Origin of the sequence: Streptomyces sp. NBC_00536, from assembly GCF_036346295.1 — a bacterium.
In the GTDB taxonomy this organism is placed as follows: Bacteria; Actinomycetota; Actinomycetes; order Streptomycetales; family Streptomycetaceae; genus Streptomyces.
Genome location: NZ_CP107819.1, coordinates 5,415,042 through 5,432,416, shown reverse-complemented (window position 1 = coordinate 5,432,416; position 17,375 = coordinate 5,415,042). Strand labels below are relative to the sequence as shown.

The 17,375-nt window shown below is 71.6% G+C and carries 17 protein-coding genes; 5 read left to right on the top strand and 12 right to left on the bottom strand.

The genetic code is table 11. From position 1 onward, the window contains the following. Positions 1-39: 39 nt before the first annotated feature. Positions 40-2,922, bottom strand: a complete 2,883-nt coding sequence (locus OHS33_RS24250; protein ID WP_330335178.1) for a UPF0182 family membrane protein — start codon at positions 2,920-2,922, stop codon at positions 40-42. Positions 2,923-3,072: 150 nt separating this feature from the next. Here OHS33_RS24250 and OHS33_RS24245 point away from each other — a divergent pair, with 150 nt between their 5' ends. Continuing rightward, positions 3,073-3,642 (top strand): PPA1309 family protein, encoded by a 570-nt coding sequence (locus tag OHS33_RS24245; RefSeq protein WP_330332515.1) that lies wholly within the window; start codon positions 3,073-3,075, stop codon positions 3,640-3,642. Between the two features lie 30 nt (positions 3,643-3,672). Here the strand turns inward: OHS33_RS24245 and OHS33_RS24240 are convergent, their stop codons facing one another. The 4 genes from OHS33_RS24240 to OHS33_RS24225 form a co-directional block, all read right to left on the bottom strand. Beyond that, positions 3,673-4,761, bottom strand: a complete 1,089-nt coding sequence (locus OHS33_RS24240) for a YlbL family protein (protein WP_330332514.1) — start codon at positions 4,759-4,761, stop codon at positions 3,673-3,675. Between the two features lie 89 nt (positions 4,762-4,850). Next, positions 4,851-5,042, bottom strand: a complete 192-nt coding sequence (locus OHS33_RS24235; RefSeq protein ID WP_330332513.1) for a hypothetical protein — start codon at positions 5,040-5,042, stop codon at positions 4,851-4,853. Between the two features lie 129 nt (positions 5,043-5,171). Continuing rightward, complete coding sequence (locus OHS33_RS24230) at positions 5,172-5,633, bottom strand: molybdenum cofactor biosynthesis protein MoaE (RefSeq protein ID WP_330332512.1); 462 nt, start codon at positions 5,631-5,633, stop codon at positions 5,172-5,174. 543 nt (positions 5,634-6,176) lie between these two features. Further along, positions 6,177-7,331, bottom strand: coding sequence for an SDR family oxidoreductase (locus OHS33_RS24225; RefSeq protein WP_330332511.1), 1,155 nt, complete (start codon positions 7,329-7,331; stop codon positions 6,177-6,179). Between the two features lie 192 nt (positions 7,332-7,523). On the opposite strand from OHS33_RS24225, the gene OHS33_RS24220 reads away from it, so the two are divergent. Continuing rightward, positions 7,524-8,948, top strand: a complete 1,425-nt coding sequence (locus tag OHS33_RS24220; protein ID WP_330332510.1) for a zinc-dependent metalloprotease — start codon at positions 7,524-7,526, stop codon at positions 8,946-8,948. Further along, positions 8,945-9,478: an NUDIX hydrolase gene (locus OHS33_RS24215; protein WP_330332509.1), complete on the top strand. Its 534-nt coding sequence runs from the start codon at positions 8,945-8,947 to the stop codon at positions 9,476-9,478. Before OHS33_RS24220 ends, OHS33_RS24215 begins: the two co-directional genes overlap by 4 nt. 94 nt (positions 9,479-9,572) lie before the next feature. Here the strand turns inward: OHS33_RS24215 and OHS33_RS24210 are convergent, their stop codons facing one another. The 4 genes from OHS33_RS24210 to OHS33_RS24195 form a co-directional block, all read right to left on the bottom strand. Next, a complete protein-coding gene (locus OHS33_RS24210; RefSeq protein ID WP_330332508.1) occupies positions 9,573-10,328 on the bottom strand; it encodes an AIM24 family protein in 756 nt (251 codons plus the stop codon). Between the two features lie 17 nt (positions 10,329-10,345). Then, a complete protein-coding gene (locus OHS33_RS24205) occupies positions 10,346-11,026 on the bottom strand; it encodes an AIM24 family protein (RefSeq protein ID WP_330335177.1) in 681 nt (226 codons plus the stop codon). A gap of 29 nt (positions 11,027-11,055) precedes the next feature. After that, on the bottom strand, positions 11,056-12,786 hold the full coding sequence (locus OHS33_RS24200; RefSeq protein WP_330332507.1) for a TerD family protein: 1,731 nt from the start codon (positions 12,784-12,786) through the stop codon (positions 11,056-11,058). Between the two features lie 165 nt (positions 12,787-12,951). Next, entirely contained in the window at positions 12,952-13,491 is a 540-nt protein-coding gene (locus tag OHS33_RS24195; RefSeq protein WP_330332506.1) for a M48 metallopeptidase family protein, read from the bottom strand. 256 nt (positions 13,492-13,747) lie between these two features. Here OHS33_RS24195 and OHS33_RS24190 point away from each other — a divergent pair, with 256 nt between their 5' ends. Both OHS33_RS24190 and OHS33_RS24185 read left to right on the top strand, forming a co-directional pair. Beyond that, a complete protein-coding gene (locus OHS33_RS24190; RefSeq protein WP_330332505.1) occupies positions 13,748-14,881 on the top strand; it encodes a ThiF family adenylyltransferase in 1,134 nt (377 codons plus the stop codon). 42 nt (positions 14,882-14,923) lie between these two features. Next, positions 14,924-16,252, top strand: coding sequence for an ABC1 kinase family protein (locus OHS33_RS24185; RefSeq protein ID WP_330332504.1), 1,329 nt, complete (start codon positions 14,924-14,926; stop codon positions 16,250-16,252). A 21-nt stretch (positions 16,253-16,273) separates the two neighbouring features. Here the strand turns inward: OHS33_RS24185 and OHS33_RS24180 are convergent, their stop codons facing one another. From OHS33_RS24180 to OHS33_RS24170, 3 genes are all read right to left on the bottom strand, one after another. Further along, positions 16,274-16,480: a hypothetical protein gene (locus tag OHS33_RS24180; protein WP_330332503.1), complete on the bottom strand. Its 207-nt coding sequence runs from the start codon at positions 16,478-16,480 to the stop codon at positions 16,274-16,276. 127 nt (positions 16,481-16,607) lie between these two features. Further along, positions 16,608-16,937: a hypothetical protein gene (locus tag OHS33_RS24175; RefSeq protein WP_330332502.1), complete on the bottom strand. Its 330-nt coding sequence runs from the start codon at positions 16,935-16,937 to the stop codon at positions 16,608-16,610. Beyond that, entirely contained in the window at positions 16,934-17,305 is a 372-nt protein-coding gene (locus OHS33_RS24170) for a WhiB family transcriptional regulator (protein ID WP_330332501.1), read from the bottom strand. The genes OHS33_RS24175 and OHS33_RS24170 overlap by 4 nt, the downstream gene beginning before the upstream one ends. Positions 17,306-17,375: the final 70 nt, after the last annotated feature.

The window sequence follows — 17,375 nt, the reverse complement described above, 5'->3', positions numbered from 1 at the left end:
GACGCGGAACGGAACCCCTCATCCTTGATCGCCGGGCGGCTAACCGCCCGGTGCGGCCGGTGTCGTCAGCTTGCTCTCGGCCTCGACCGCACGCTTCAGCGCCGCCGACAGGTCGGCCTGCGCCTTGCCGTACGCCGTCCAGTCGCCGGCCTTCATGGCCTTGTCGGCGTCGTCGAAGGCCTTCGAGGCATCGGCGAGCGCCGCCTTGACCGTCGGGTCCTGGCTGGCGGGCGGCTTGGTGGTGCCGTCGCCCGGCGGCGGCTGGTTCGGCGTCGTGGGCGGGGTCGCCGCCTCCGCGCCGAAGACCACGCTGAGCGCCTTGTCCAGGGTGTCCTCGAAAGCCGTCTGGTTCCCGTAGGTCACCAGGACCTTGCGCAGCAGCGGGTACTTGAGCCCGGAACTGCGCACGTACACCGGCTCGACGTAGAGCATGCCGCCGTCGAGCGGAACCGCGAGCAGGTTCCCGTACTCGACCTCCGAGTCACCACCGCGCAGCAGCCGGATGGACTCGGCGATCTTGGGTTCGGAGTTGAACTTGCTCTGGACCTGCTTGGGACCGTCGACCGGCTTGCTGGTCGGCATCTTCAGGATCCGGATCTTGCCGTAGTCCGGAGTGCCCGGATCGGCGTTGACCGCCATGAAGGCGCTCAGGTTGTCCCGCTCGTTCGGCGTGAACGTCGTCGTGAGCGAGAAGACCTGGTCCTTCTCGGGCTGGTCCGGCATCTTCATCGACAGGTAGTACGGCGGGACCGCCGTGCCCTTGGTCGTCGGGTCGTCCGGGACCGCCCAGGCCTCGCTGCCGCTGAGGAAGGTCTGCGGGTCGGTGACGTGGTACCGCGTCAGCAGCTCGCGCTGGACCTTGAAGAGGTCCTGCGGGTAGCGCAGGTGCGCCATCAGGTCCTTGGAGATCTCGCTCTTCTCCTTGACCGTTCCCGGGAACGCCTTCATCCAGGTCTTGAGGACGGGGTCCTCGGTGTCCCACTGGAACAGGCTGACCTTGCCGTCGTAGGCGTCGACGGTGGCCTTCACCGAGTTCCGGATGTAGTTGACCTGGTTCTCCTGGGCCACCACCGCGCGCTGGCTGTTCGTCAGCGAGTCCGCGGTGGTGTCGCCCAGCGTGGTGCGCGAGGCGTAGGGGTAGCCGTTGGTCGTCGTGTAGGCGTCGACGATCCAGACGACCCGGCCCTTGACGACCGCCGGGTAGGGCGCGCCGTCGATGGTCAGCCAGGGGGCGACGGCCTCGACCCGCTCCTTGGGGGTGCGGTTGTACAGGATCCGCGAACCCTTGCCGATGGCGCCGGAGTACATGATCTGCGGCTCGCTGAAGGCGAGTGCGTACGCCGCCCGGTTGACCGGGTTGTCGAGGTTGACCCCGCTGTCGCCCTGGTAGCTGGTCTCCTTCTCGCCCTTGTCGTCCGAGTAGTCCAGCTCCTTCTGCGGCCCGCCGACGATCGAGTACTGCTTCGTCTGCTCGCCGTAGTAGATGCGCTGCTCGAAGTCCGTGCCGAACATCCCCTTGGAGGGCAGGTCGGACTGGGTGAAGTCGGGGGCGCCGTCCTTGGCGGTGGTGCCCTTGGCCGCGACCACGCCGTACCCGTGCGTGTACTTGAAGTGGTCGTTGATCCAGTTGTTCTTCGGGATGCCGCCGATGTTCAGCTCGCGCAGACCGATGACCGTGTCCTGGCCGCTGTACCGGTCCACGTTGAGCGTGGACGGGAAGGCGTAGTAGCCCTTGACCTGCTGGAGCTGCTGGAAGGCCGGGGAGACGATGTTGGGGTCGAGGAGGCGGATGCTGGCGGTGGTGTCGGCCGCCTGGCGCAGCTTCGCCTTGTCCGTGCCGGCTACGGGCACGCCCGCGTAGTCCTTCACGTCGGAATCGGCGATTCCGTAGGCGTCACGCGTCGCCTTGATGTTCTTGGCGACGTACGGCGACTCCTTGGCCTGCTCGTTCGGCTGGACCTGGAACTTCTGCACGATCGCCGGGTAGAGCCCGCCGATCAGGATGGCCGAGAGCACCATCAGGCCGAAGCCGATCACCGGCAGCTGCCAGGTGCGGCGCCACAGCGTCGCGAAGAACAGCGCGGCGCAGATCGCGGCGATGCAGAAGAGGATGGTCTTGGCCGGCAGGTAGGCGTTGGCGTCGACGTAGCGCAGGCCGGTCCAGTTGTCCGCGGCCTTGAAGTCGCTGGACTTCACGGCGAGGCCGTACCGGTCGAGCCAGTAGGCCACGGCCTTGAGCGAGACGAAGAGGCCGAGCAGCACCGAGAGGTGACCGGTGGCCGCGGCGGTCGCGCGGGCGCCCGGGCTGGTGACGCGCAGGCCGCCGTACAGGTAGTGCACGATGGCCGCGGCGATCAGCGACAGCACGGCGGCCGCGAAGCCGAAGCCGAGCAGGAAGCGGTACCAGGGCAGGTCGAAGGTGTAGAACGACACGTCCATGTGGAACTGGGGGTCCTTCTGCCCGAAGGGCACCCCGTTCACATACATCAGCCAGGTCTTCCACTGGCCCGCCGCCGACGCGCCCGCGATCAGCCCGACGAGCACCGCGATGCCCAGGAGCAGCCACTTCTTGAACGGCGCGACGCTCATCCGGTAGCGGTCGAGGCTCTGCTGCTCCATCGACATCGCGCTGAGCGGCGGCCGCAGCCGGTGCGCCAGCCAGATGTTGAAGCCGACGGCACCCGCCATGATCAGGCCGAAGACGGCGAAGAGGCCGACCTTGGTCCAGAGCGTGGTGGTGAAGACGGTGGAGTAGTGGACGGAGCGGAACCAGAGCCAGTCGGTCCAGAAGCCCGCGAACATGATGAAGGCCATGGCCAGGACGGCCAGGACGCCCAGGGTCATCAGGAGAGTCCGGGCACGCCGGGAGGGGCGGCCGACTCTCATCCGTGGCCCGGAGGGGCCTCCGCCGCGGTCCGGCATCTGGAAAGCCAAGGTGCGCACCTCGAAAGTCGCTGTGTGTCGTGTGTAACTGGAAAGTTTTCAAGAGCAGGGGCCCCCGATGGTAGAGCCCACTCATGCAACTTACTGAGGCTTTAGTCAGTTCCCGGTATCGCGTCGAAAGGAGGCAGGATGTTGTCCATGTCCAACCTTTCCCCCTCCCCCGGCACCCCGATGGCGGCCAGCCCGCTGACCCGCGCCGTGCTGGAGATCGACGAATACGCCGCCGGCCTGGGCTGGGACCGGCCCGCCCGGCTCTTCGCCCTGGTCGACACCGCCCGGCTGCGCAAGCAGGAACCCCGCCTCGCCCGTCAGCTCGGCCTCGACCAGGACGACGCGGGCAAGATCCAGCTCACCCCGATCGAGCAGGACGAACTGCCCAAGGGCATGGCCCTGGACAAGTTCCTGGGCACGCTCGCCTGGCCCGATTCGGTCGTCGGCTGCGCGCTGACGGTGGAGCGGCTGATGCTGCCGCCGTCCGCGGAGGCCGCCGTACCGTCCGACCTGACCGACAAGCAGCTCGCCAAGTGGGTCGCCGGGCACCCGGAGCGGCAGGAGGTGCGCCTCACCGTGGGCGTCCTGCGCGACGGGTCGCGCGAGTCGGCCGTGCGGCTGCGCGAGAAGGACGCGGCGAGCGAGGTGCTGACCGGGGCCAGCCTGGTGCCGGGTCTGGCCGAGGCACTGGCCGCGACCTTCTCCTGACGGCGGGCCCCCGGCCGCGCGGGGACGGGGTCAGGACGCGCCGCAGTGCGGCAGTCCGGCCTTGTCCCCCTTGCTGATCTTCTCCAGCGCCTGCACCGCGTCGCCGATGGTGGAGACCTTCACGAGGGTGAGGCCGTCCGGTACGTCCTTGGCCGCGGCGGCGCAGTTCTCGGCCGGGGTCAGGAAGTACTCGGCGCCGGCCTGGCGGGCGCCGATGGTCTTCATCTCGATGCCGCCGATCGGGCCGACCGTACCGGTGTCGTCGATGGTTCCGGTGCCCGCGACGAACTTTCCGCCGGTCAGGTCCTGGGGCGTCAGCTTGTCGACGATGCCGAGGGAGAACATCAGGCCCGCGCTGGGCCCGCCGACGTCGGCGAGGTTGATGTCCATGCGGAACGGGAAGGTGTGGTCGGTCCCGGCCCGGATGCCGACGAGCGCGTGCCCGTCCTCCTTGTCCTTCGCGGTGGTGATCTCGACCTTCTGCGCGCCGGCCGGGTCGCGCCCGGCCTTCTTCGCTTCGGCCGCCTCCGCCGCGGGGATGACGGTGAACTCGACCTTCTCGCCCGCCTTGTGCTTCGTGACCAGCTTGGCGACGTCGGAGGGGTCCTTCACCGGGGCGCCGTCCACGGCGACGATCACGTCACCGGCGTGCAGCTTGCCCTCGGCGGGGCTGTTCTTGACCACGGTCGCGACGTTCACGCGGGAGGTGAAGGGGATGCCGAGCTGCTTGAGGGCGGCCACCTTGGCGCTCTCCTGCGACTGGCTGAACTCCTCCGCGTTCTCCTGCGTCGATTCCTTGTCCGTCTTGCCGTGCGGGTACAGGTTCTCGTGCGGCACCACGATGTTGTCGTGGGCCACCCAGCCGTAGACCGCTTCCAGCAGGTTCATGTCGTAGTCCGCGCCGGTCACCCGGACCGTGGTCATGTTGAGGTGGCCACTGGTCGCGTAGGTCTTGCGGCCCGAGATGTTCAGGACCGGCTCACCGCGCGAGTCACCGAGGGTGTTCACCGTCGGGCCGGGGCTCATCTCGGAGTACGGAACCTTGATGAACACTCCGGCGCAGAGCAGCGCGAACAGCATGAGGGTGGACGCGAGCATCGTCGCAGTGCGGCGTGGCATGGATCGACAGTACGTGACGGCCCTGTGGGGCGGCCCGTGGGGCCGGTCCGTACGGGGTGGGTGTCAGCCGGTGCCATTCGCGGGACGCGTCAGACGGCGTCGGAACCGGAATGCGCCTTGGCCTTGTCGGCCCGGCTGGTGTCCATGACCTCGCGGAATCGTGCGTAGCCGGCGAGTTCGGATATGTCGCCGGAGGTGCGGTCGCGGGCCGCCCAGCTTCCCCATATCGCTGCGCCGATGGCGGCGAAAAGCGGAATCAGCAACCACGCCAGAGAACCCATGTGCGTGCTCCTTACCCCGAGAGCGAGTGGTTTGTTGCTCCAACGCTCGTGCCCGGGGCGGGGTTACGCAAATCGAGGGCGTGTTGCGCGTCCGTTCGGGTGCTGTCGCCCCCCACTCACGCCCCCCACTCAGCAGGCGCCGACCCACTCCTCGGTGCCGTCCGCGAAGGTCTGGTGCTTCCAGATCGGCACCTCGTGCTTGAGGTCGTCGATCAGCATCCGGCACGCCTCGAAGGCCTCGCCCCGGTGCGGGCACGACACGGCGACCACCACGGCCAGGTCGCCGACGCGGAGGTCGCCGACGCGGTGGACGGCGGCCAGGGCGCGGACCGGGTACTTGGCCACGACGCGCTCGGCGACCCGGCGCATCTCGGCCTCGGCCGTCGGGTGGCAGGAGTAGCCGAGGGCGTCGACGTCCGCCCCGCCGTCGTGGTCGCGCACGGTGCCGACGAAAAGCGCGGTGCCGCCCGTCGCGTCGTCGCCGACGGCCTGGAAGACCTCGTCGAGCGAGAGCGGGGTGTCGCGGATCGCGAGCAGCCGGATCGGGTCCGGGGCGGCCTGCTCGCCGGGGTGGTCGAAGTGCGGAGCCATGCCCTCATCGTGCACCACGGTTCTCACATCGCGGAATACCCGATTCGACCGGGCGTACGCCCCCCACGTATGGAGCCTCCTACAGAACCGGGCCGATCCCCGCCCCACTGGGGGCCACCACTGCCTCCGGCGGCGCCTCAAACGCCGGCGAGGCTGAAGTTGGCCACATCCGGCCCGCCCGGCCTTCCCGGACCCGCCAAACCCAGCCTGCCCGGCGTTTGAGGGCCCGCCGGAGGCGACACCGGCCGCAGCCGGCCCACAACGGACAGCCCAGAACACGCGGCGGAGCCGCTGCCTCCGGCGGCGCCTCAAACGCCGGCGAGGCTGAGGTTGGCCACATTCGGCCCGCCCGGCCTTCCCGGGCCCGCCAAATCCAGCCCGCCCGGCGATTGAGGGCCCGCCGGAGGCGACACCGGCCGCAGCCGGCCCACGACGGACAGCGCAGACCACGCGGCGGGACCGCTGCCTCCGGCGGCGAGGCCGGGGGTGGCGGGGCCCGCAGGGCACATCCAGCCCGCCCGGCGATTGAGGGCCCGGGGTGGGTCAGAGGCCTCGGCGGCGGCGGGCCGCGCGGACGACGGCGGCGGCGCCCAGCAGGGCCACCGTCGCACCGGCGGCACCCGCGGCCGTCGCGTCCTTGCGCCCCAGCCGCCGCCCGGCCACCGTGTGCCGCCCGGCCACTTCCTGGAGCAGCTCGGCCAGGACCTCCTCGTTGGTCCACCGGGGCCGCCAGCCCGCCGCGTGCAGCCGGCTGACGCTGACCACCCACGGGTGCATCGTGTAGGCCAGGTCCCCGGCCGGGGACGGGGTCAGCCCGATGCGGTGCAGCCGGGCGGCGGCGCCGAGCGCGACGGCGGACGGCAGCTCCATCCGGCGGATCCCGCTGAGCTCCTCGACCTCCTCCTGCTCCAGCCAGCCCTCGCAGCCGACGGCCAGCTCGCCCTCGACCTTCTCCAGCGCCGCGTACTCCAGGGCGCTGACCAGGTCCTCGACGTGGCAGAACTGCCAGGTCGGCCGGGATCCGGCGACCACGAGCAGCCGCGGCGACTCGAAGTACCGGGTCAGCGCGGTGTCCGTACCGCCGACGAGCACGGCGGGGCGGACCACCGTGACGTTGAGTCCGGGGTGCGCGCGCGGCGCCCGGCGGCCGAGGCGTTCGATCTCCAGCAGGTCGCCGACGCCGGTGGCCTCGGCGGTGGCCCGCAGCTCGGAGTCCTCGGTCAGCGGGATGTCGTTGTCCGGGAGGGCGCCGTAGACCATCGCGGAGGTGCAGAGCACGACCCGGTGCACCCCGGCCGCCGCGGCGGCGGTGAGCACGGTCTGGGTCCCGCGCACGTTGTACGCCGTACGGGCCGCCGGGTCGGTCTCCAGGTCGAGGTCGAGCGCGAGGTGGACGACGACGTCCGCGCCGCGCAGCTTCTCGGCGATCGCGGGGTCCCGTACGTCCAGGACGTGCCACTGCGCGGCCGCGCAGTCACCGCGCCGCTCGTCGATCGCGACGACCTGCTTGACCTCGTCCGAGGCGGCGAGCCGGGCGACCAGGGCGGCGCCGACCCCCGCCGCGGCGCCGGTCACGGCGACGACGGGGCCCCGTACCGACGGGTTTCGCGGCTGGCGAACGCCGTCGGGGCTGTCGCCGTGGTCAGGGCGGTTTTCGTCGCCGTGCGGCTCTCGAACCTGCGGATCAGGGGAACTCACCGGGCGTCTCCAGCGGTTGTCTTCAGTAGGTGAGCGTCCTGACGCGTACCTACCAGGTGATGTCCATCCTGCCGCAGCCCAGGAGTCGGCGGAGCACCGAGCCCGGATGCGGCTGTGGTGTCTACGCTGGGTGGTGTTGTCGGACCATTGCCCGTCGGCTCCCGCCGGCGGCCCTACGAGCCGAGGAAACCCGTGAGCGACACCCCATTCGGATTCGGCCTTCCGCCGGAGGAGCCGGACAACGGCGACGAGGGCAAGAAGAAGGGCAATCAGGGCGGTCAGGGCGGCCCGGCGAATCCGTTCGGGTTCCCCGGGGCCGGACTGCCGGGCGCCGGTGGCCCCGGCGGCGCGGACAATCCCTTCGCCGCGATGTTCGGTTCGATGAACCCGAACGACCTGGGCGCCGCCTTCCAGCAGCTCGGGCAGATGCTCAGCTATGAGGGCGGTCCCGTGAACTGGGACATGGCCAAGGACATCGCCCGTCAGACCGTCGCCCAGGGCACCGCCGACGGTGTCAAGGACGCCAGCGTCGGCACGGCCGAGAAGGCGGCCGTCGAGGAGGCCGTGCGGCTGGCCGACCACTGGCTGGACTCCGTCACCTCGCTGCCCTCGGGCGCCACCACGGCCGTGGCCTGGAGCCGTGCCGAGTGGGTCGAGGCGACCCTGCCGGTGTGGAAGGAACTGGTCGACCCGGTCGCCGAGCGGGTCGGCGCGGCCATGGGCGACGTACTGCCCGAGGAGATGCAGGCCATGGCGGGCCCGCTGCTCGGCATGATGCGCTCCATGGGCGGCGCCATGTTCGGCCAGCAGATCGGCCAGGCCGTGGGCACCCTCGCGGGCGAGGTCGTCGGCTCCACCGACATCGGGCTGCCGCTGGGCCCGGCGGGCAAGGCGGCGCTGCTGCCGCTGAACGTGGAGGCCTTCGGCAAGGACCTGGGCGTCCCCTCGGACGAGGTGCGCCTCTACCTCGCCCTGCGCGAGGCCGCCCACCAGCGGCTCTTCGCGCACGTGCCGTGGCTGCGCTCGCACCTGTTCGGCGCGGTCGAGGGGTATGCGCGCGGCATCAAGGTCGACACCTCGAAGCTGGAGGACGTGGTCGGCCAGCTCGACCCGTCGAACCCGGAGCAGCTGCAGGAAGCGCTCCAGGGCGGCATGTTCCAGCCGCAGGACACCCCCGAGCAGAAGGCGGCGCTGGCCCGGCTGGAGACCGCGCTCGCGCTGGTCGAGGGCTGGGTGGACGCGGTGGTCCACGAGGCCGCCAAGCCCCGTCTGACCTCGGCGGACGCGCTGCGCGAGACCCTGCGCAGACGCCGTGCCTCGGGCGGTCCGGCGGAGCAGACCTTCGCGACCCTGATCGGTCTGGAGCTGCGTCCGCGCCGGCTGCGGGACGCCTCGCGGCTGTGGGCCTCGCTCACGGACGCGCGCGGCGTGGACGGGCGCGACGGGCTGTGGGAGCACCCGGACATGCTGCCGACGGCCTCCGACCTGGACGACCCGGACGGTTTCGTGCACCGCGAGCAGCTGGACTTCTCCGAGATCGACAAGATGCTCGGCGAAGCCGCTGCCCAGAAGCCTGAACAGGACCGCCGTGACCAGGACGGCGACGACACCAAGTGAGCCTGTACGACGACGCGGTCCGCGTCCTGAAGGAGTACGACGGCCAGGGCGAGCAGGCCGCGCTCCGCGAGGTGTACCTGGAGCACCTGGCCGCCCATGCGGACGGGATGTGGAAGCCGTGCGAGGCCGGGCACGTCACCGCCAGCGCGCTGGTGATCGACCCGGTGCGCGGCCGGGTACTGCTGACCCTGCACAAGAAGCTCGGCATGTGGTTGCAGATGGGCGGGCACTGCGAGAGCGATGACCGCACGCTCGTGGACGCCGCGCTGCGCGAGGCCCGCGAGGAGTCCGGCATCGAGACCGGGCTGACGCTGCTGCCCGGGGGCCCGGTGCGGCTGGACCGGCACCCCATTCCGGCGCCCTGCAACTGGCACCTGGACGTGCAGTACGCCGCGCTGGCCCCGGCCGGCGCGGAGGCGGCGATCAGCGACGAGTCGCTGGACCTGCGCTGGTTCGCCTACGACGAGGTGGCCGCGGTCGCGGACGACTCGGTGGTGCGGCTGCTGGAGGCGACCCGGGCGCGGCTCTGACGCCGACCGCGTACGGAAAAAGGGGGCGGGCGGAAACGGGGGCGGGCACGGACCTCAAGGGTCCGCGCCCGCCCCCGCGCCGTCCTGCCGGGCGTCAGTTCCAGGCGTTGTTCTGGTTCTGCGCGTGCGCGCCCTGCTGGCCCATGCCGTACTGCGCGGCGAGGCCCTGGCCCAGCTGTGCGTTCTGCGGCGGGAGCAGCTCGCTCGGCTGCACCAGCGCGAAGCCCTGGCCGAGGAAGCTCAGCTCCCAGCCCTCGCCGGTGTTGCCGCGGCGCCGCCACACGCCGGTGGAGTGCGTCTGGGCCTGCATCTGCACGCGCAGTGAGGTGGACCAGGCGACGATGGCGTCCGCGTCGACATTGACGTACTTGTCGGGCGTGATCCGCAGCATCAGCGGCTGCCCCGAGGTCATCAGGGCGACCTTGCCGCGGCCGGTGATGTTGAGCTGGTACTTCCCCGAGCCGGAGATGCCGTACTGGCTGTCGACCGCGATGGCCTCTGCGTGCAGGGTGGAGTCGAGGGCGAGGACATAGCTGCTGTCCACGGTCAGACCGTCCTGGTCGACCTCCACCACGTGCACGTCCTGGGCGAGGTTGGCGAAGTACACCGTCCCCTGCCCGGAGCAGCGCATGAGGTCGAGGCCCTCACCGGTGCGGGCGCGGGCGCTCTGCTGGTTGGTGCTCTGGTATTCGCCGTCGAAGTCGATCAGTCCCTGGTAGGCGACCATCGAGCCCTTGCGGGCGAGGACGTCGTCCTGGCCGGTGAGGGAGACCCGCAGCATCTGCGGGTTCTGGACGACGTACCGCTCCTGGGACTGTGCCTCGGAGTGGCCGAAAAGTGCGCTCTGCATGATGTGTCCGCTCCCCCTCAGCCCCGGGCCCGGAGCCGGTCGGTGCTGTCCTCGCTCGGCTGTACGACGACGATGCCCTGGCCGGAGAAGGCCATCTGGAAGGCCTCCCCGCTGCCGCGGCCGATCATCGACGAGGCCTTGAAGCTGCGCTTGCCCTTGACCTTGAGGTTCGGCGACCAGGCGACGAGCGCGTCCGGGTCGACGTACGTCTCGTCCTCGCCGCGGCCGCAGTCGACCACGATCGGGGTGCCGCGCGAGGTCAGGGCGACCCAGCCGGTGCCGGAGATCTGTACGTTGAACAGGCCCTGGCCCGCGAACTTGGCCAGCCCCTTGACCCGCTCGACGCCCCAGTTGAGGTGGGCGTCGAAGGCGAGCAGGTTGGTGCCGTTGACGGAGAGGGCGTCGTTGTTGAGGTTGATGACGACGACGTCCGCGCCGTAGTCGGCGAGGTAGAGCAGGCCGTCGCCGGTGCACTTCATCAGCGGCGCACCCTCGCCCGTCAGCCACTGCGAGGCCATCTGGCGCACGGCGGGCGGGTTGGGCTCGTACTGGACGAAGCCCTCGTAGGCGACCATCGAGCCGGTGCGCGCGAAGAGGTCGTGGCCGCTCTGCATGGCGACCTTGAGCATGGCGCGCCCGTGGTTCTCCATGCGGGCCGCGACGGGGGTCGGGGCATAGCCCGCGAGCTGCGGGTTCATGGCGTTCATTGCGTTCATGACGGGCTCCCTCAGACCTCGTAGGGCTGGACGATGATGAAGTTTCCGGGGGCGCCCCGGAACTGGAGGTTCACGGTCTCCCCGCTGTGGCCGGGGTAGGCGTTGCGCCGCAGCCGGACCTGGCTGGAAATGACCACCTGGGCGCCCGCGGACCAGGCGACGATCGCATTGCTGTCGGCGAAGGTCGTCGGGGTGACCGGCAGCACCACGGGGGTGCCGTGCGTCTTGACGACGACCGTGCCGGAGCCCTGGAACTGCATGGTGAACAGGGCGCCGCCGGGGATGCCGTGGCCCTCGATCCGGCGGACCTCGTGCTGGAGGGATTCGTCGAAGGCGAGCACGCTCTCGGCCGAGACGCAGATCCCGTCGCCCTGCAGCTCGATGGCGTGCAGGTGGGTGCCGTTCTCGGCGAGGAAGACCTGGCCGCGGCCGCTGCAGCGCATGAGCTGCATCTCCTGGCCGGTGGCGTTGCCGACGATGCGGCCCGCGAAGCCCGCGCCCTTGTAACTGAAGTCCACCTTGCCCTGGTACAGCACCATGCTGCCCTGGCGGGCGAGGACGGGCTGGCCGCCGATGCCCAGGTCGACGCGCATGAGCTGGTGGTTCTGCGGGGTCCAGCGGGCGCCGGTCGGGGCCTCCTTGTAGATCTGGAGGGCGGAGGTCAGACCGGGGGCGGCGGGCGTCTGCGCGGGCATGCCGGGCTGCTGGCCGTACGGGGCTCCGGGCGCGCCGGGCGGCGGGTACCCGCCCGGGACCTGGCCCGGGACCTGGTGCCCGTACGAGGGCTGCGGCGGCTGGCCGTAGGGACCGGCCGGGGCGGGCGGGGGCGGGTACCCGCCGGGGGCCTGACCCGGGATGTGGTGCCCGTACGACGGGTTCGGCGGCGGCTGCGGCGGGTGCACGGGCTGGCCGTACGGGCCGGGCGCGGCCGGCGCGAGGGGCCCGACCATGGTCGGGGCGGCGTGCAGGGAGGGGGCGGGCTGCGGCGGTGCGGCGTACGGCGCGGGGGCCGGGGGCGGCGTGTGCTGCGGCTGGGCGTGCTGCGGCGCCTGCGGCTGCTGGTACTGCGGCTGCGGCGGCTGTTGGTACTGCGGCTGCGGCGGGGCGGGGGCGGCGGGCGGCGCGGCGAAGGCCGGGGGCGCGAACGAGGGCGCGGCGGCGGCCTGCTGCGGGACCTGCTGCTGGGCCTGCTGCTGCGGAGCCGGAGCCTCCTCTTCCATGACCTCGCCGCCGAAGTTCTTCAGCAGCGCTTCCAGGCCGCCGTCGAAACCCTGGCCGACGGCGGCGAAGCGCCACACGTCCTTGAGGTAGAAGTCGCCGAGCATCACGGCGCGTTCGGTGCTGAACTCCGCGCCCGTGAAGGAGTAGCGGACCACTTCCTCGCCGCCCGCGACGACCCGGATGTAGCCCGGTCCCACCTGCGACATCTGGCCCGCGCCGTCGATCGTCGCCGTGAAGGACAGCTTGTGGATGCCCGCCGGGACGCGGTCCAGGGTCACCCGGAAGGACTCGCTGTCGCCGGCCTGTTCGCCGAGGAGCCGGATGGACTCCTCGGGCGATGTGGGCTGGTTGAAGAAGATGAAGTAGCGGTCGTCCGACAGCCGCTCTTCGGCGTCGAGGCCGAAGCAGCTGATGTCGAAGGTCAGCCCGGGCCCGGCGATCTGCACACCCACGTACAGATCGGTGCCCGCGGTGAGATCACTGATCTTGGCCTTGTGGCCGCGCTGGAATTCCCTGGCCATACGTAACGACCGTCCCCCATCCCGACGATGAATGCGTGCCCGTCAGGCTAACGGCTCCCGCCGACATCGAACCAAGCCGGTACCGAGCCGGTACACATCACGGACGGATCACAACGCAGGGGACGAGCGGGGATGACCGGTGACGACCAGGGCCGAGAGCGGGGCTCATTCCTCGCGCGCGGCCGGGACCTTGGGGAGCCGCTCCGCCGCGACCACTCCTTCGAGATATCCGCGCGCCCGCTCGGTACGGGGATACGCCTCCAGCAGCTGCCAGAAGCCCGGGCCGTGCCCCGGGACCAGCAGGTGGGCCAGCTCGTGCAGCAGCACGTAGTCCAGCACGTACTCCGGCATGCCCTGGAGGCGGTGGGACAGCCGGATGCTGCCCTCGGCGGGGGTGCAGGAGCCCCAGCGGGTGTTCTGGTTGGTGACCCAGCGGACCGAGCTGGGGCGCGCGCGGCCGCCGAAGTACTGCTCGGACAGACGCGCGGCGCGTTCGGTGAGTTCCGCGTCCCCGAGGGTCCGTTTGTTCTCCTGCGCGGCGAGCTTGTCGAGCATCACGCCCACCCAGCGCTGCTCCTCGGCCTCGGACATCCGGGCAGGGATGAGCACGACCGTCCGGTCACCCTCGCGGTAGGCGGAGACGGTCCTTCGGCGGCGCGCGCTCCGGCGGACTTCGACGGCGCGGTGCGGTGGATCGGCGGGCACGGCACGACCGTACCGGGTGGCCAGGGCGGAAGTCCCGCCCCTCGGGGGTTCGAACGTGATCGGTTCACGGTTCCCCCTCCTCTCCCCCTTCTCTCCGCCTCTTCTCCGCCTCCTCTCCGCCTCCCCTCCCCCTCCCTCTCGTCATCTCATATGCCGAATCGGGTTGGCCTGTGGACAACTTTCCGCGCCGTGGGCCGGGGGCGGTCATGCTGCGGGAGCGGCGTGGAGAGCGCCCGGCGGAGAAGGGGGAAGGGCGATGTATCCGAAGGTGAAGCCCGCGCTGGCGCGGGCCTGGCGGGACCTGCAGACGGTGCAGTTCGGGGTGACGCCCGCGCACGCGGTGGTCTTCGGGCCGCTGGACACGGCGACGGGGAGCCTGCTCGACCGGCTCGACGGGACCCGGGGCATGGAGCTGTTGCGCAAGGAGGGGGCCGCGATGGGGTTGCCGGACGGGCAGGTGGACGAGCTGGTGCGACGGCTCGCGGCGGCGGGCGTGATCGATGACGCCACGGCGGGCGGGCCGCCGGCCCGGTCTCTGCTGCGGCGCCCGGAGGTGCTGGAACGGCTGGGGCCGGACCGGGGGTCGCTCTCCCTGGTGCGCCGGGAGCCCGGGGGCGATCTGCGGGGGATCGCGGCCCGCCGGGCCGTCCGGGTCCAGGTGCGGGGCAGCGGCCGGGTCGGCGCGCTGATCGCGGCGGTGCTGGCGGGGGCCGGGGTGGGCCGGGTCGATGTGCTGGACGGCGGGCGGGTGGAGCCGGGGGACGTGGCGCCCGGCGGGCTCGGGCCGCAGAGCGTGGGCCGGCTGCGGGCGGAGGCGGCGGGGGCGCTGGTGCGGGCATCGGCTCCCGGGCGGGCGCCGCGGGACCGGGAGCGGGAGGGGCCCGAGCCGGGGCTCGCGCTGGTGGTGGTCGCGCCCCGGGACGGGCTCCAGGCGTGGGCGCCGGATCCGGACACCGCCGCCGACTGGGTGGCCGCGGGGATCCCGCATCTCTATGCGGGAGTGCTGGAGGGAACCGGGGTGGTGGGGCCGTTGGTCCTGCCGGGGACGACGGGGTGCGCGGGGTGCATGGAGCGGGAGCGGGTGGAGCGGGACCGGGCCTGGGCGCGGATGCTGGTGCAGTGGCGCGGGTCCCACCGGCGCCGCGGCTCGGTCGCCTGCGACCTGGGGCTGGCCACCGCGGTGGCGGGGCTGGCGGCGGCTCACGCACTGGCGTTCCTGGACGGGGAGTTGCCCGCGTCGACGGGGGCGCGCTGGGAAGCCGCGCTGCCCGCAGTGCACTGGGAACGGACGCGGGTGGGCGCCCATCCGGAGTGCGGGTGCGGGGCGGCGGGGTCCGGGGAGGGGGACTCCTCCACCGCCCGAGAGGGACAGGACACAATGGCCGGGTAAGCGCCGTCTCGCGGCGCGGCTGTCTGGGAACTGGAGGGGCGCATGTCTGATCTTCCCCGGAAGGCGGTCACCCGTACCGTCAAGCTGGCCGCGCTGCCGCTCGGCATAGCGGGCCGGGCCACGTGGGGGCTGGGGAAGCGGATCGGGGGCAAGTCGGCGGAGATCGTGGCGCGCGAGCTGCAACAGCGCACCGCCGAGCAGCTCTTCCGCACCCTGGGTGAGCTGAAGGGCGGTGCGATGAAGTTCGGGCAGGCCATGTCGGTCTTCGAGGCGGCGCTGCCCGAGGAGGTCGCCGGTCCCTACCGGGCCGCGCTGACCAAGCTTCAGGAGGCCGCCCCGCCGCTGCCCGCCGCGCGGGTGCACCAGGTGCTGGCCGAGCGGCTCGGCGAGGACTGGCGGGAGTTGTTCTCGGAGTTCGAGGACAAGCCCGCGGCGGCCGCGTCGATCGGCCAGGTGCACCGGGCCGTGTGGCACGACGGCCGGCAGGTCGCGGTCAAGGTGCAGTACCCGGGGGCCGGGGAGGCGCTGCTGTCGGACCTCAAGCAACTCGGCCGGTTCGCGGGGCTGCTGGGGCCGCTGATTCCCGGCATGGACATCAAGCCGCTGATCACGGAGTTGCGCGACCGGGTGACGGAGGAGCTGGACTACGAGCTGGAGGCGGAGGCCCAGCGGATCCACGCGGAGGCCTTCGAGGGCGACCCCGATGTGGTCGTGCCGGATGTCGTGCACCAGGGCGACGAGGTCCTGGTGACCGAGTGGATCGAGGGGACACCGCTGTCGGAGATCATCTCCAACGGCACCCAGGAGGAGCGCGACCGCGCGGGGCAGCTGCTGGCCCGGTTCCTCTTCTCCGGTCCCGCGCGCACCGGGCTCCTGCACGCCGATCCGCATCCGGGCAACTTCCGGCTGATGGAGGGCGCCGACGGCCGGCTCCGGCTGGGGGTGCTGGACTTCGGGACGGTCGACCGGCTCCCGGGCGGGCTGCCCAAGCCGGTGGGGCGGTCCCTGCGGATGACCTTGGACGACGATGCCGAGGGGGTGTACGGGCACCTGTGCGCGGAGGGCTTCGTGAAGGAGTCCATCGAGCTGGACCCGGACGCGGTGCTGGACTATCTCCGTCCGATCATCGAGCCGGCGAAGGCCGATGAGTTCACCTTCACCCGGTCGTGGATGCGCAGCCAGGCGGCGCGGATCGCCGACCCGCGTTCTCCCGCGCACCAGTTGGGCCGCCAGATCAATCTTCCGCCGGCCTACCTGCTGATCCACCGGGTCACGCTGAGCACCATCGGGGTGCTGTGCCAGCTGGGCGCGACGGTGCGGCTGCGGGACGAACTGGAGGCCTGGCTGCCCGGGTTCCTGCCGGAGTCCTGATCCGGCGCGGCCCGCCCGGGGTCACCACCAGGAGGAGTCGAGCCTGCCCTCGATCGCGCGGATGTTGGCCCGGGCGCAGTCGTGGCAGAAGTACTGCCTGCTGCCGTTTTCCATGGAGCAGGTCCAGGTCGGCGGGGCTCCCGTGGGGGACTGCGCGCCACAGCGCGCGCAGATGACGGGCGGGGCCTCGGGTGCCTGGGATGCGGGGCGGGGAGTCGGCTGGTCCACCTCCCGACGATACCGCCGCCCCGGCGCGCGGCGGGCGGGACGCACCGGGGGGACCGCGCCGTTCGGCGCGGTCCCCCCGGTGGTTCTGCTGGTGTCACTCCAGGTGGTGCCTGGGTCGACGCCTGGGTCAGTGCATGACGGCCATGGCCAGTGCACGGCGGGCGCGCAGCGCACCGCGCTCGGCTCGCCGCTGCATGCGGCGCGCGGCGACGACGCGCAGGGCGCGGCGTTCGCTGTCCACCTCACGCATGCGGTCGGCCATATGGGCACGAGCCAGGGCTTCTGGGATGAGTTGCATCTCGCGGGTCCTGTTCTGACGCGAGGTGTTCGCGCCGGTGGTGACGAAGTCTTCGATGGCGGAGCCGGACGGCTGCTCGCTCGTGTTCTGCGGGGTCATGAGGGCCTGCTTCAAGGGGTCGCGCGTCAGGGGGCGGTCGATGGTTCCGGTGGTGTTCATGCCGCGACAACCGGGTTCTTGCGCGGACGGCCACGGGGACGCTTGCGGGCGACCACGACACCCTGGACGAACAGCTCGCCACCCCAGACACCCCAGGGCTCGCGGCGCTCGACCGCTCCGGCGAGGCAGGCCTCGACCAGCGGGCAGGTGCGGCAGAGCGACTTGGCGTACTCGACGTCGGCCGGGGACTCGGCGAAGAAGACCTCCGGGTCGTAGGTGCGGCAGGCAACGGGTACGCCGAGGTTCTCGATGGCGTCGTCGAGCGCGGTGAGCGCGGTGAGGGGAGTCAAGGTGGAGTCCTCCGGGACTGCGGGCGGGGAGATCGTCTGGGTCTGCGGTACGGACGGGGCGTGCGCTTCGAGTTGCACGGTGGTTTCTTCCTCGTCTTGTTCGTCAAGTCGTTCCGGCCGGTCGGCCGGATTCGGCTGGTACCTGTTC